Below are 13290 nucleotides of genomic sequence, written 5' to 3'. Positions count from 1 at the left end.
TGGGTCTGGTCGTTATGCGGCAAACCGCTCGCGCAGCCAGGTGACCACGCCGCCAATGATGGGCATCTTGCTCCACAGCTCTTCGGCCGGGTCCCAGTAGTCGCGGTGATCCATGACTTTGCCATGGTCATCAAACAACAAGCGTGACGCGCCCTGCACCACGTAGCGCGTGCCCTTGATCCAGAACTCGAAATCCCAGCTGATGAACGCGCGGTCGTCGTTGTTCAGCACTTCCCGGATCACAAAACGGGGGCGTTCGGTGTGGTCGAACATATGGGTAAAGATGTTCTCGATGGCGGCGATGCCGGCCACATCGTTGAACGGGTCCTTGAAACGGGCGTCCAGCGTGTAGAACTCGCGGCACCGCGGCAGCGAGTCACGGCTGAGGGTGGCGTACCAGTCCAGTACGTCTTGCAGCGCCACCTGGGTAACAGGGTTCATGATCGCTCCATCATCCGGTCAAGTGCCGCAAAGCGCCAACGCCGCGGCAAATGGCTGAACCAGCGCAGCGGCAGGGTAAAGCGGCGCGGAAAGCTGATTTCGAACTGGCCCTGCGCCAGTCCGTGCGTGATTGCGGTAGCGGCTTCGTCGGCGGTCACCATCGCGGGCATGCTGAACTGATTGCGGGCAGTCAAAGGCGTTTTCACAAAGCCCGGGTTGATCAAGGTGACGCCCAGACCACGCGGATGCAGATCGCAGTAAAGGATCTCTGCCAGATTGATCAGCGCCGCCTTGGTCGGGCCGTAGACCGTGGCGTTGGGCAAGCCCATATAGCCGGCCACGCTGGCAACAATGGCCAGATGCCCTTTGCCCTCTCGCAGCATCGGCGGCAGGATGGTCTCCAGCCCAAGATAGACGCTGGCCAGATTGACCTCAATGGTGTGCCGGGCGCGTTCGGCAACCACCTGCCAGGCGCGTTGCGGTTGATAATCTGCCGCGCAGAATATGACCAGATCCAGCCCGCCCCACAGTTTTTCGATCACCCGGTGATTGAGCGTCCAGGCCGGGGCGTTGGTGACATCCATGGGCAGAACCAGCGCTGTTTTGCTGTGCCCGGCCACCCGGGTGAGCCCGTCGGCACGCCGGGCAGAAAGGGCCACCAGGGCGCCCGCCGCCAGCATCTGTCTGGCCAGCGCCGCGCCAATGCCGCTTGAGGCGCCAATGATCCAGACCCGTTTGCCTGATAGCGCATCAAGCCTTGGGTTCAGCGGAGAGAGGCCGATCATGATCGCGCACCCGGCGGCAGCTTGCGAAAGAACAGCGTGACCTGGCCCACCTCAACGCCGAACTTGTGCATGCTGGTGCGATTGATCAGGGTGTCACGGTCCATCTGGTACATCCAGTCATCCATGCGCACGTCCACCACCTGGTTGTCCACCGGCAGGTGCAGCGTGTATTGCCAGTTGAGCGCATTGCCGCTGGCATGGCCGATCGCCTCACCGGCAACGTCGGCCGCCGTGCCGTGCCACACGCCGTCGGCAGTCCGCCAGAGCGTCCATGCGCGCTGTGACTGGCTGCCATCGCTCCAGGCAAATTGCTCGTTCAGGATGAACTTGTCGCCCGTGCGCTGACCGGTGAGGGCGACATGAAAACGCTTGATCACGGTGCCGTCCCGTTGCTGGAACATGCCCCAGGCTTCGCTCTGGCCGGCAAAATACACGGTCGGGTCCAGCACGGGTTGCTCCTGGGCATATTGCGTGACATTCGGGCCGGCGCAGGCGCCAAGCAAGAGCGCGGTAGCCAGCAGCCAGTACGCGGTTTTCATGATGACTCCCACCTTCGGACCAGCCGCTGAAGACAAGCCAGCGCCGCGCATTTGCACACCGCTGGCAGCACGCCATACACCAGCGGCAACGCCCCGGTGTGACTGCTGCGCAGCCCGGGGTGATAGTCCATGGCAGAGAGTAAAGGCAGCGCAAAGCCGGCCAGCGCGGTGGACAGCTTCACCAGGAAACTCCAGTAGCCGTACTGCGCCGGCAGGCTCTCGTCGGGCGCCAGCAGCCGCGCCAGCAATACCGGCGGCAATGTCAGATCTGCCCCCAGCGCCAGCCCGGAACAAGCACAGATCAGCGCAAACGGATACAGCGCGCCTGCCTGCAAGGCGCTGGCCCAGACAAAGCTCAGAATCGCGAGCAGCATGCCCAGCGACCACGCCCGGGCCGGGCCCATGAGATCAGACAAATGAGACCACAGCGGCAAGCCCGCCATGCCGGCAAGGAAGTAAATGGCCAGGAACGCCCCAGCCAGGTCTGGCGCCTGCAGGTGATCGTTCACATAAAAAAGCACCAGCGTGGCCGGTACGGACACCGACAAACCATTGAGCACCACCAGCAAGGCCAGTTGCCTGATGCCGTGCGAGACCCGCGCCGGATGATCTGGCGTTTTGTTCTGCCCGGCCCAGGCCGGTGCCCAGCGCGCCCAGGCAAACACCGCCACCAGCAAGCAGCTGGCAAAAACGCCGCTGAACAGGGCCATGGCATGGCGTGGCGTATAGCCGCGGGCAGAGGTGAGCCAGGTGGGCAAGACACTGGCCAGCATCACCCCGATCAATCCGGCACCTTCACGCCAGGCTGCGGCGCGGTTCTGTACTTGCAGCTGCGGGCTGATGGCAATGCCCCAACTGAGCAAACTGATGTTCAGCACCGCGTGCGCGCTGTAAACGCAAATGAGGGTGATGGCGAACCACACGGCCAGGGGAGTGCTTGCGCTGACTGCCGGAAACCAGAGCGCGCCAAAGCTGGCGATCAAGACAAGGCTGGCCGGCCAGATCAGATGGCCCAAACGCCCTGCATGGGCAAACCGGCCCACCAGTTGCCCCAGAAACGGGTCTTGCGCGGTATCGAACAGGCGCGCGCCCACCAGCAAATACCCCGTGGTAGAGAGCGACAGCCCCAGTTCCGTGCTGTACCAGGACGGCGCCAGTACATAAACGGGCAGGGCGACCATGGCCAGTGGCAGACCGGTGATGCCGCAGGCGGCCAGCCGGCCCGGGCTGAACGGGTTCATGGTGTCTGCCCCAGCAAACGGGCCCGCAAATCAGGATCACGGGTCTGCGGCGCCAGCCAGATATTGAAAAACGCCTCGGCAAAGTACGCATCGGCAAATCGCGCGGTTTCGGTATCGCCGTGGTAAAAGCGGATGCCCTGGCCGGGTAGATAAACCCCCGTCAGCGTGTCTCCGGAATCGACATCCACAAAGGCGCTAAGCATGTATTGCTGCCACACCGCCAGCGTCTCTTCAGACAAGGCCTTGCCGTAGATACGGCGCAGTTCATTGAGCGAGGTTTCGGTAATGCGGGCCCGGGTGATGTGTTTGAAATAAGTCAGCTGCAGCGCAAACGGCCGCAACCGGGAAAAAGGCAGCCGCGTGCTGTACAGCGCTGCCGAATAAATGTGAAAACCCAGATAGTCGAACTCGCCCTGACCGACCAGTTGCGGCGAGCCCAGATCACCCTCCCAGCTGGCAACAGCGGGCCAGGGCGTGGCGCACAGCCCCAGGAAAAGCCATCTACACAGGGCGCTGGAGCATGAACTGGACGACATCGGTGCGTCCCTCGTCAAAGCCGGCTTCGCAGTAGCACAGGTACAGCAGCCAGGTGCGGATGAATGTTTCGTCAAATCCTTGTTGGCGTACTTCATGCAGATGCGCGTTGAAGGCATCACGCCAGCGCCGCAGGGTTTCGGCGTAGTCTGGGCCAAAGTGCAGGACGTTCAGGACCTGAAAGCGGGCCTGACTGGCGGCTGCGCTGAAACGCTCGGGCGAGGGCAGCATGCCGCCCGGAAAAATATACTCGCGGATAAAGTCGCTGCTGCTGCGATAGGCCTCAAAGCGTTGCTCGTCGATGGTGATCGATTGCACCAGCGCTCTGGCGCCAGGTTTGAGCAGGCCGCGGACGGTGTCGAACCACAGCGACCAGAAGGTTTGCCCCACCGCTTCAAACATTTCAATGGATACCAGCGCGTCGTACTGACCGCGGATATCGCGGTAATCCCGCAGCTCAACCCGCGCCAGATGTTGCAGGTTCTGGCGCTGCAGCCGCTGCTGCGCGATCTCGTATTGCGCCGCAGAAATGGTGACGCCATGAACATGAATGCCCAGGCGCGCGGCATGTTCGGCAAAACCGCCCCAGCCACAGCCGATTTCCAGTACCTGCATGCCCGGCTTGAGGCCAAGCTGATCGATCACCCGCTGGTACTTGGCCGCCTGGGCATCGGCCAGCGAACGGCTGAAGTCACCGGCAAACAAGGCGCTGGAGTAACTCCAGCTTTCATCCAGCCAGAGCATGTAGAACGGGTTGCCAATGTCGTAGTGCGCGTGGATGTTGCGCTGGCTGCCGCGCCGCGTGTTGGGTCTGGCCAGATGGCGCAAGGCGTACCAGAAGCGCACGAGGCCGGTGCCGCGCACGGTGCGCGCCATGACAGACTCATTGCGGATGGCCAGCCGGATCAGCGCAGTCAGATCGGGTGACGACACCCAGCCTTTTTGCAGAGCATCCGCAAAGCCGATATCGCCGGCGGCCAGAATCCGCCCGCAGGCGCGCCAGTCATGAATGTGCAGCTCCGCCAGGAGGGCGGTATTGGCGTTGCCAAACATCATCCGGGTATGGCCGGGCAGGGTGACGGTCAGGCAACCCTCGCTGATCCGGCGCAGCAGTTGCATGAACATCCGGGCGAGCAGAGGCGGTGCGGGCGCCTTGATGGCCAGTGTGCCGATCGAACTCATTGTTTTTTCTCCTCCAGCGCGATCGTCAGCGGGTGGTCTGGCGGTGCGGGCTTGCGGTTGAACGGGACGCGCTTGAGCCACAGGCGTAACGCCTGCCAGTGAATGCGTCCAATGACCATGAAGCTGAAAAACGGGTGCCGGATCATGGCCCGCCAGAAGTTCTGGCTGGTAAATGGCCGCAGCCGGCCGCCAATGGCCGTGCGCAGCAATACGCCATCCTCGTCGTGGTAATCCACGGCGGTGAACCGGGTGTCGGCACCTTTTTTCAGGCGGAAGCGGTACTCGCCCGTGGTCAGACAAAACGGTGAAACATGGAACGCTTTACGGCTTTGCAGCGGCGTGTCGGCCTCAATGACCCCGCCATCAGGCGCAGTCAGTACATAGCTGTGGTGTTCCCCGAACGTGTTGTTCACTTCTGCAATCAGCGCCCGTAACTGGCCCTGGGCGTCGTGGCAGTGCCAGAAACTGACCGGATTGAAGACGTAGCCCCACAGCCGCGTAAACGTGTGCAGTTCAATTGGCCCGTCGATCCGGACGCCGGCACTGGCCAGCACCGCGCGCGCCCACTGCGCCAGGTTGCTGCCATCGCGGGGCCCGTAGTCGCGCTGGCGAATCGACAATACCCGCCAGCGATCAACTGCAAACCACCAGGTCGCAGGCATTGCCGCAAGCTGGTCGACGTCCAGTACCACCCCGAAAACCGGGTAGACAAAGCGTCGTTTCACCGGGCGCAAGCGCTCATGCATGACCTGGCCGAACAAGAAGCGCGGCTCGGTCATGTCACACCTCGACCAGCATGGGTTGCGCGGTAAAGTCGGCCGCCACCCGCAAGGCAGACTTCAAACCATCTTCATGAAAGCCGTAGCCCGTCCATGCGCCGGCAAACCAGGTGCGGTGTTGGCCCTGCATGGCCGGCAGCAGAAACTGCGCCCGGACGGCGGCCTGATCCAGCAAAGGGTGTTCATAGTGAAACTGCCCCAGCACGTATTGCGGCCGGGGCTCGGTGAGCGGGTTGAGCGTGACAATCACCGGTTGCTTGAACGGCAGCGGCTGCAGTTTGTTGATCAGGTAACTGACACACACGGCCTGGCGGCCTGCGGCATCGGTTCCTCTGACATAGTTCCACGCCGCCCAGACTTTTTGCCGCTGCGGCAGCAAGCGCGGATCACAGTGCAGCACGGCCCTGTTGGCGTTGTAACGCACGGCCCCCAGAACCTGCCGCTCCAGGTCACTGGCTTCATCGCCCAGAATGCGCAGCGTGGTGGGCGCATGCGTGGCAAACACCACCGCGTCGAACGCCATGGCGCCTTCTGCCGTGCGCACTTGCACGCCATGTTCTGATCGCTTCACCTGCAGTACCGGCGTTTTCAGGCGGATATCCCAGATACCTTGCAGCAGTTTCTGGACATAGGCCCGACCGCCCCCATCCACCGTCCGCCAGCGCGGGCGGTCAGTCAGTTGCAGCAAACCGTGGTTGATACAGAACTGAAGGAAGGTTGCGGCGGGAAACGTCAGCACGTCCGCCATCGGGCAAGACCAGATGGCTGCGGCCATGGGCAGAAGATAATCATCGCGAAAAGCCGTCCCGTAGCCTTCGGCATCCAGTAATTGCCCCAGGCTTATGCCTTGCATGGCGGGGTTGTGCAGCCAGGCCGCGCTGTTGCGATTAAAGCGCAGGATATCTTTGAGCATGCCCAGAAAGCGCGGGTTGAGCAGATTGCTGCGGCGGGCAAACACGGTATCCAGACTGGTGCCGGCCCATTCTTGCTTGCCATGCCCGATCGACACGGAAAAGCTCATCTCGCTCTCATGCCATGACACGCCAAGGATCGAAAACAGCGCAATCAGGTTGGGGTAGGTGCGCTCGTTGAACACCAGAAAACCGGTATCCACCGGATGCGTGACACCATCCAGCGTCAGATCCACCGTGTTGGTGTGACCACCGGCGTAGGCGGCTGCCTCGAACAGCGTGACATCGTGATCACGCCCGATCAGCCAGGCGCTGACCAGCCCGGAAATGCCACCACCGATCACCGCGACCCGTTGACGTCCCTGGAACATGCTCTCGTTTATAGCGCCCACTGGATGCACCTTTTTCAACCGCAATCAGTCGATGGTGGCGGGGTGGCAAACGGTGCTTTACCGCTTTGCTTCCCGTGCTAACATGCAGTATGTGACTCCCTTGTAAAAAATGCTACTACACAGTAAACAAAATTACCAATGAGTATTTTATCCAAACTCAGCTTCAAGGATCAGCAGTTCAAACTTCGGGAAGTGGCCATTCTGGACGCGACGACGAAGCTCCTTGCAAGCAAGGGCTTTGACCTGATGACGCTGGACGACGTGGCCGAAGAAGTCGGGATCTCCAAGCCCAGTCTGTACAAGCATTTCAAGTCCAAAGACGAGCTGGTCGGCGCAGCAATGATCCGTCTAGTTGACGACGCGCTGGACTGGCTGGACGGCGTGCCGCCTGGTACCAGCCCGCTCGATACCCTGCGTGATTTGCTGACCTGGGCGCTGGAAATCCGGCTGAAAGGCGGCCTGCCGCTCATGCCCTCGACCAGCCCTCAGGTGCGCGACATGCTCACGCGCAACCTGCGCTACGTAACGCGGGTACTCAAGCTGAACGGCAAACTGGAAAAACTGATCAAAAAAGCCCGGGAGCAGGGCCAACTGCGTTCAGACCTGCCAGAACAGGTGATCCTGTTCAGCTATTACTCCCGCACCTGCGACCCCGCCGTAGAGTACCTGCGCGTATACGCCCGCATGGCAGACGCGGACATCATCCAGCACATGCTGGACGCTTTTTTTGAAGGGGTACGCGGGGCGTAGAAGCGCGCGGGGCCTTGAACAGTCTGGCCGGAGATGTGGCTCTTGGATGTTTTGGGCCGCGCACCAAGCATGCCTTCTGGGGCAAGTTCGGGGTGTGGCCGAGGGAAACAAGACGGCCAGTTGATCGGCCTGAGTCTTTGATCTTCAAGATGGTGCCCGGGATCGGACTTGAACCGACAAGCCTAACGGCGGCGGATTTTAAGTCCGCTGTGTTTACCAATTTCACCACCCGGGCGGGCGGAGCAGAGCGGCGCATTGTAGCAAACTTGGCGGGTTCGGGGGTAATCTCGGCGCGGGTTTTGCCGCGCTGAGCGGGCGTGGGGGCTGCGCGGGTTTTGTGGCTATACTGCGGCGGCGTGTCTGCGAGTTTTGTGCTGGTTTGCGGGTCTTTTCTTCCTCTTGTTATTTCTTTCTTCTGGCCGGGTTGGTTTGTGATGGCGTCCATCAAGCTTCTGGGTGTGTCGGGTAGTTTGCGGCAGCAGTCGTTCAACAGTGCTTTGCTGCGCGCCGCTGCGTTGTTGCTGCCGGATGAGGCCAGGCTTGAGGTGTACGACGGGCTTTCGGCGTTGCCCTTGTTCAGCCCGGATGTCGAGGCGCAGGGTACGCCTGCGGCCGTGGCACGCTGGCAGGCGGCGCTCAAGGCAGCGGATGGCGTGGTGTTTTCAACGCCGGAGTACGCGCATGGCGTGCCCGGGGCGTTCAAGAATGCGCTCGACTGGGTGGTGGGCAGTGGTGAGCTGGTGCACAAGCCTATGGTGCTGCTGGGTGCGTCGTCTTCTGAAACCGGGGCGGATAAAGCGGCGGCGCAGGTGTTTGGTACGCTCAGGGTGATGACGGGCGATCTGGTCGGGGACGGGCCGCTGTGCGTGGGCAGTATCGGGCGCAAGCTGGCGGACGGGCAGGTGAGCGATGAGCTCACGCGGGAGGCTTTGCGTGTGCGCTTGCATATGCTGCTGGCGCGGATCAAGGTGGTGCGGGCAGCCGGGTCTGTTTGATAGGGGTGAGCAGATTGCCCAATAAAAAACCGCCACAGTGTGGCGGTTTTTTTGTGTCGCTCAGGCGGCGGGTGTCAGTGGCGCAAAGCGGTCGCGCCCGTCTTCCAGCTTGCCGTTGAACATGTCGGTGGGGCGTACCCACAGGCCTGGTACGTGCGGCCACAGGTGCTCGTACACCGTCATGGATTCCAGCGTTTCAGAGTGGCGCGCCAGCCCGACCACGCGGTACAGACCGCCTTTGTAGTGGCGGTGCGTGGCCAGTTGCAGGGCTTCTTGTTCGGTCATGGTGTGCTTGCCTGGTTCAGATCAAAGCTGGAATTGTTCCACCAGACCATGCAAAGCGCGAGCCCGGTCGTTCAACTGGCGCACCGTGCCGGATGCATGCTGGACTGCGGCGTCGGTCTCGTTGGAAAGGCGGTTGAGCTGTTCAGCAGCCTTGGCCATTTCGTTGGTCGCCACCGATTGCTCACGCGTGGCGTCGGCAATTTCGCGGATGCTGGAAACCACGTGTTCCATGCGGCTGTGGATGCCACCAATGCGATCAGCCACGGCGTGGGATTTATCCACGCCCGCGCTAACCGACTGGCGCGTGCTGGACATATCGCCCAGCGCAGCCTGGATCTGGTTGTCGGTTTCGCCAATCAGGCCGCCGATTTCCACTGTGGCCTTGGCGGTGCGTTCTGCCAGTTTGCGCACTTCATCGGCCACCACGCTAAAGCCACGGCCGGCTTCACCGGCGCGGGCTGCTTCAATGGCGGCGTTCAGGGCCAGCAGGTTGGTCTGGTCGGCAATTTCCTTGATCACATCGACAATGTGCGTGATCTGGCCCGAGCGCACGCCCAGGGCTTCCAGCGTGTCGGCCAGTGCATCCACTGATTTGGAAATCTCGTCGATCTCGTTGGACAATTGTTGCACTTCATCGGCCGATTGCAGCGAGACCGAACCGGTTTCGCTGGCGGTGCCTTCGCTTTGGCGGGCGCCGTCGGCAATGTGGTTGATGCTGACGGTGATCTCCTCAATGGTCGCGGCGGTGGCGCTGGAGATATCGGCCTGGCGTTGCGATTCATTGGAAAGGCGCTGCGTCACATCATGCAGGTCGCGCACGCCGCTGGTCAGGTGCACGGCGTTGTCGCGCACGTCCACAAACAGCGTCCGCAGACGCGAGACAAAGCGGTTGAAGGCTTCGGCAGTCAGGCCGATTTCATCACGCCGACCCACCGGAATGGTCCGGGTCAGGTCAGCGTGGCCGGTGGCGATTTCGGCCAGCGCGTCGCGCAGGCGGATCAGGCCGGCCAGCATGCTGGTCAGCGCGGCGGCAGCCAGGATAATGGCCAGCACGCCGACCACGGCGCCAGAGATCAGCAATGTGATCAACAGGCCGTTGAGCGGCGCCAGCATGGCCGATTTATCGCTTACCGTGGCCAGCACCCAGTCGGTGCCCGGCACGGCAGAGGCGGTGACGTATTTGTCGGCGCCACCAATGGAAATCTCGACCAGATCATTTTGCTTCTCGGCGTTATCAAGTGCATCCGGCGTCAGGCCCGGCATGACGTCAGCAACTGCCTTGAGCGTGGTGTCCGGGCTGGGGTGCGCCACGATCTTGCCGTCGTGCGTTGCCAGGAACGCATAGCCATCGCCGCGCAGTTCAATGCCGGTAACCACCTTGATGACGTCTTCCAGCGCCACGTCGCCACCGATCACGCCATTGAGCGCGCCGCTGACGGTGACCGGGGCGGCAAAGGTCACGCCCAGTTTGCCGGTAGAGGCAAACACATACGGATCAGACACGATCGGGCCATTGGCCTCGGCCGCTTTTTTGTACCAGGTGCGGCTGGTCGGGTCATAGCCGGCCGGCGGGTGTTTGTCGGCCAGGTTGTAGATCATGCGCTTGTCGGCATAGCCGGCAAACAGTTGATCAAATTCGCCGGCCTGCTTGCCCACCAGCAGGAAGGGCACCGGGTCTGCCACGCCGGGTACCTGCGCGGCCACGGCGGTGACTGCATTGCGGTGCTGGGTGACCCAGCGCGCCAGCGCGGCGCTGTTGCCATGCACGGCAGTGTGAATTTCGTTGCGGGTGCCGGTGATGATTTCTGACTTCATGCGCAAATAAGCCACGCACGACAACACGGCAATGACGACGGCCACGAGCAGGGCCACGAATACGAGCAATCTGGATTTGAGTGACATAAGAACCAATGCTTTAAGGACAACGGGCAACCGGACATTAAACCGCATCCGGCGCCCATATGTTATTGGGATATTCCGTAAGGTTTGATGACAAATTAGTTCTGATTTGCCCTTAAATCGCACAATTTTCTGTCATGCCGACAAACGGACAGCCCGCTTGCCCCAGGCAAACCGGCCCACGCAAAGCCGACTTGCCGGATGGCAGATCACTTCTAGAATGAATCGTCGCGCTTAAAACCAATAGACAGGGGAAAACAATGGAAAGCGACCTCGTTCGTCTGACCGAATCGGTCTCTGCAGCCCGCAGTCTGGAAGATCTGGCAAGGCCCTTGCTGGAAATGCTGCATCACCTCACGGATTACGACTCTACCTATGTGACCCGGATCGACACCGAAGCGGCCACGCAACTGGTGGAGTTCGCCCGCAACGCCGGGGCACTGAATATTGCCGAACACATGACCGTGCCGTGGTCAGACACCCTGTGCAAGCGCTCCTTTGAAGAAGGCCGCCAGTACACCGACGACGTGCCCGGACACTGGCCCGATTCCGCCGCTGCCAAGGCGCTGGGCATCAAAACCTATGTCAGTTCGCCCATCCGGGGTATCAATGGCGAACTGCTGGGCACCTTGTGCGCTGCCAGCAAGCGCCAGATGCCGCTGTCGGATCGCGCGCGCAGCGCCATCAATCTGTTCTCCAAACTGATCTCCCAACACATGGAGCGCGAAACCGTGCTGGAACAACTCAAAAGCGCCAATCAACGCCTGGCGCTGTTTGCGCTGACTGACCCGCTGACCGGCATCCCCAACCGGCGCGCGATCAGTGATGAATTGTCGCGCTTGCTGGCCGCCGCCCGGCGCGAACAAACCACGGTGCTGGTCGGGCTGGTTGATCTGGACAGTTTCAAGGGCGTGAACGATCTGCACGGTCATGAGGGCGGCGATCACCTGCTGCGTGAAATCGCCATCCGCCTCTCTGGCGCTGCGCGCGGCACCGATATGGTCGGCCGGCTGGGAGGTGACGAGTTTGCGGTGGTCGGCCCCGGCCCGGCCAACCGTGGCGACGCGCACATTGCCACCATTGCCATGACCGAGCGTTTCTCCAGCGCGGCCAGCGGCGTGTTTGGCATTGGCGGCACCACGGTCAATTACCCGGGCGCCAGCGTCGGTTTTGTGGCGGTGGATGGCTCGGTCTCGGTCGATCAGGCATTGCGGCTGGCCGATAACGAGATGTACGCCATCAAGCATCGCCGCAAGAATATGGAAAACGCCAGATAAGCTGACTCAGGCCCGCTGTCTGACCGGCAGGCCGCCGCTGGCACGCAGACCGGTCAGCAGCAGCAAGGCGCCCGACAAAACAAGGCACTGCAGCGCCAGTGTCCAGAACACGTTGGGCGCGGCCAGGTGGCTGACCAGCGCCGCGCCCAGGAACGGCGCCAGAAACTGGATGGCTTGCTGGACTGACTGCAATGTGGCGGTCGCGACGCCGACTTGATCGCCAAACTGCGCCACCAGAAAGACATTGCGTTTGACGGCAATGGCCGCGCCATTGAGCCCGGTCGCAAAAAAACACACGCCCAGTCCGAAAATCCCCAGCTGGGGAGGCAGTAGCAAAGCGCCGCCCAGCGCCAGAAAGACCAGCGCAGCGACCATGCCCAGCCCGATCAATCCGCGCAAACTCGCCCCGGCGGGGCTGCGGCGCGCCAGCACAAGGCCGCCCAGAATGCCGCCCGCAGCTGCGCACGACATCAATATGCCCACCGCGCTGGAACCGTAACCGCAGTTCTTCAGGACCAGCGCAAACTGGCTGTTCACTGCCAGCGTCAACGCGCCATACACCACCACGCTGGCAAAGAACGGCCACGCAGCCCAGGCCGGCGTTCGCTCACCCGGAGGCCGCTGGCTTGCCGCGGTCCGCGGCTGTTGCGCTGCATCCGGTACGAACACAAATGCGACCGTCGCCACGGCCAGCAACAACACGGACAGCATCATGGTGTGCTGATCGCCCGCCATGGCAGCGACCAGCGCGCCGATGGCCGGGGCCAGAATCTTGGCGATATTGCGGGACAAACTCAGTTGCGAGAACGCGCGCCCCAGGGCCGCGGTCGGGATGCTGGCGCTGGCCTGAACGTTGATGGCCGGATCAGCGAAACTGACCGCAATGTATTTCACGCATACCACGGCGATAAACACCGCAAAAGAAGGCGCCCACAGCAAACCCAGCGTGGCCAGCACCACCACGAGGGTAGAGACGCACAACACGGTTTTGGGTTTGTACGTGGCGCTGATCCGGCCCACAAGCCCGGTCAGCAACACAGAGGGCAACAGCGATGCGGCGTTCAGGATCAAGAGGTCTGTCGCCGTGCCATGAAAGCGGTAGACGGCAATATTGAGAATGGCCAGAAAATTGACCCAACCGCCAAACTGCGAAAAAAAGTGACCACACAACAACGGCAAAAAGCGTGAATTGGGCATGGTGCGGGGCAGCGGTAAAGAAGGGCGGGGCAGTGATTCTGGCACGAAATCCAGAACCCCCGGCGGGCGGCAATCCCAAGTGT

The 13290-nt window shown here is 61.8% G+C and carries 14 protein-coding genes and 1 tRNA gene; 3 read left to right on the top strand and 12 right to left on the bottom strand.

Translation table 11 applies throughout. The features are described 5' to 3' along the window. Positions 1 to 12 precede the first annotated feature (12 nt). From IEX57_RS09585 to IEX57_RS09550, 8 genes are read right to left on the bottom strand one after another with little or no spacing between them, the layout of a single operon-like run. The gene (locus IEX57_RS09585) at positions 13 to 441 is read right to left on the bottom strand and encodes a nuclear transport factor 2 family protein (protein ID WP_188704120.1); all 429 of its coding nucleotides are present in this window, start codon (positions 439 to 441) and stop codon (positions 13 to 15) included. Further along, positions 438 to 1226: an SDR family NAD(P)-dependent oxidoreductase gene (locus IEX57_RS09580; protein WP_188704119.1), complete on the bottom strand. Its 789-nt coding sequence runs from the start codon at positions 1224 to 1226 to the stop codon at positions 438 to 440. Before IEX57_RS09580 ends, IEX57_RS09585 begins: the two co-directional genes overlap by 4 nt. After that, the gene (locus tag IEX57_RS09575; RefSeq protein ID WP_188704118.1) at positions 1223 to 1765 is read right to left on the bottom strand and encodes a DUF3833 domain-containing protein; all 543 of its coding nucleotides are present in this window, start codon (positions 1763 to 1765) and stop codon (positions 1223 to 1225) included. The genes IEX57_RS09580 and IEX57_RS09575 overlap by 4 nt, the downstream gene beginning before the upstream one ends. Then, the gene (locus IEX57_RS09570; protein ID WP_188704117.1) at positions 1762 to 3006 is read right to left on the bottom strand and encodes an MFS transporter; all 1245 of its coding nucleotides are present in this window, start codon (positions 3004 to 3006) and stop codon (positions 1762 to 1764) included. The genes IEX57_RS09575 and IEX57_RS09570 overlap by 4 nt, the downstream gene beginning before the upstream one ends. Next, the gene (locus IEX57_RS09565) at positions 3003 to 3542 is read right to left on the bottom strand and encodes a chalcone isomerase family protein (protein WP_188704116.1); all 540 of its coding nucleotides are present in this window, start codon (positions 3540 to 3542) and stop codon (positions 3003 to 3005) included. Before IEX57_RS09565 ends, IEX57_RS09570 begins: the two co-directional genes overlap by 4 nt. Next, on the bottom strand, positions 3508 to 4722 hold the full coding sequence (locus IEX57_RS09560) for an SAM-dependent methyltransferase (protein WP_188704115.1): 1215 nt from the start codon (positions 4720 to 4722) through the stop codon (positions 3508 to 3510). The genes IEX57_RS09565 and IEX57_RS09560 overlap by 35 nt, the downstream gene beginning before the upstream one ends. After that, positions 4719 to 5501 (bottom strand): DUF1365 domain-containing protein, encoded by a 783-nt coding sequence (locus IEX57_RS09555; RefSeq protein WP_188704114.1) that lies wholly within the window; start codon positions 5499 to 5501, stop codon positions 4719 to 4721. The genes IEX57_RS09560 and IEX57_RS09555 overlap by 4 nt, the downstream gene beginning before the upstream one ends. A gap of 1 nt (position 5502) precedes the next feature. After that, a complete protein-coding gene (locus IEX57_RS09550) occupies positions 5503 to 6783 on the bottom strand; it encodes an NAD(P)/FAD-dependent oxidoreductase (protein WP_188704113.1) in 1281 nt (426 codons plus the stop codon). 159 nt (positions 6784 to 6942) lie between these two features. Between IEX57_RS09550 and IEX57_RS09545 the strand changes: the two genes are divergently transcribed. Further along, positions 6943 to 7554, top strand: a complete 612-nt coding sequence (locus tag IEX57_RS09545) for a TetR/AcrR family transcriptional regulator (RefSeq protein WP_188704111.1) — start codon at positions 6943 to 6945, stop codon at positions 7552 to 7554. Positions 7555 to 7704: 150 nt separating this feature from the next. Here the strand turns inward: IEX57_RS09545 and IEX57_RS09540 are convergent. Next, a tRNA-Leu gene (locus IEX57_RS09540) sits at positions 7705 to 7789 on the bottom strand. A 199-nt stretch (positions 7790 to 7988) separates the two neighbouring features. Here IEX57_RS09540 and IEX57_RS09535 point away from each other — a divergent pair. Beyond that, the gene (locus IEX57_RS09535; protein WP_188704109.1) at positions 7989 to 8549 is read left to right on the top strand and encodes an NADPH-dependent FMN reductase; all 561 of its coding nucleotides are present in this window, start codon (positions 7989 to 7991) and stop codon (positions 8547 to 8549) included. 60 nt (positions 8550 to 8609) lie between these two features. On the opposite strand, the gene IEX57_RS09530 is transcribed toward IEX57_RS09535, so the two are convergent. Both IEX57_RS09530 and IEX57_RS09525 read right to left on the bottom strand, forming a co-directional pair. Next, a complete protein-coding gene (locus IEX57_RS09530) occupies positions 8610 to 8834 on the bottom strand; it encodes a DUF1653 domain-containing protein (protein WP_188704107.1) in 225 nt (74 codons plus the stop codon). Positions 8835 to 8855: 21 nt separating this feature from the next. Next, entirely contained in the window at positions 8856 to 10736 is a 1881-nt protein-coding gene (locus tag IEX57_RS09525) for a methyl-accepting chemotaxis protein (RefSeq protein ID WP_188704106.1), read from the bottom strand. A 257-nt stretch (positions 10737 to 10993) separates the two neighbouring features. On the opposite strand from IEX57_RS09525, the gene IEX57_RS09520 reads away from it, so the two are divergent. Beyond that, positions 10994 to 12010 (top strand): sensor domain-containing diguanylate cyclase, encoded by a 1017-nt coding sequence (locus IEX57_RS09520; protein ID WP_188704104.1) that lies wholly within the window; start codon positions 10994 to 10996, stop codon positions 12008 to 12010. 6 nt (positions 12011 to 12016) lie between these two features. On the opposite strand, the gene IEX57_RS09515 is transcribed toward IEX57_RS09520, so the two are convergent. After that, positions 12017 to 13207 (bottom strand): MFS transporter, encoded by a 1191-nt coding sequence (locus IEX57_RS09515; protein WP_188704102.1) that lies wholly within the window; start codon positions 13205 to 13207, stop codon positions 12017 to 12019. Positions 13208 to 13290 lie beyond the last annotated feature (83 nt).

Origin of the sequence: Silvimonas iriomotensis (assembly GCF_014645535.1) — a bacterium.
GTDB classification, from domain to species: domain Bacteria; phylum Pseudomonadota; class Gammaproteobacteria; order Burkholderiales; family Chitinibacteraceae; genus Silvimonas; species Silvimonas iriomotensis.
Note: the sequence above shows the minus strand (reverse complement) of the source record. Positions and strands in the feature narration are given on the sequence as shown.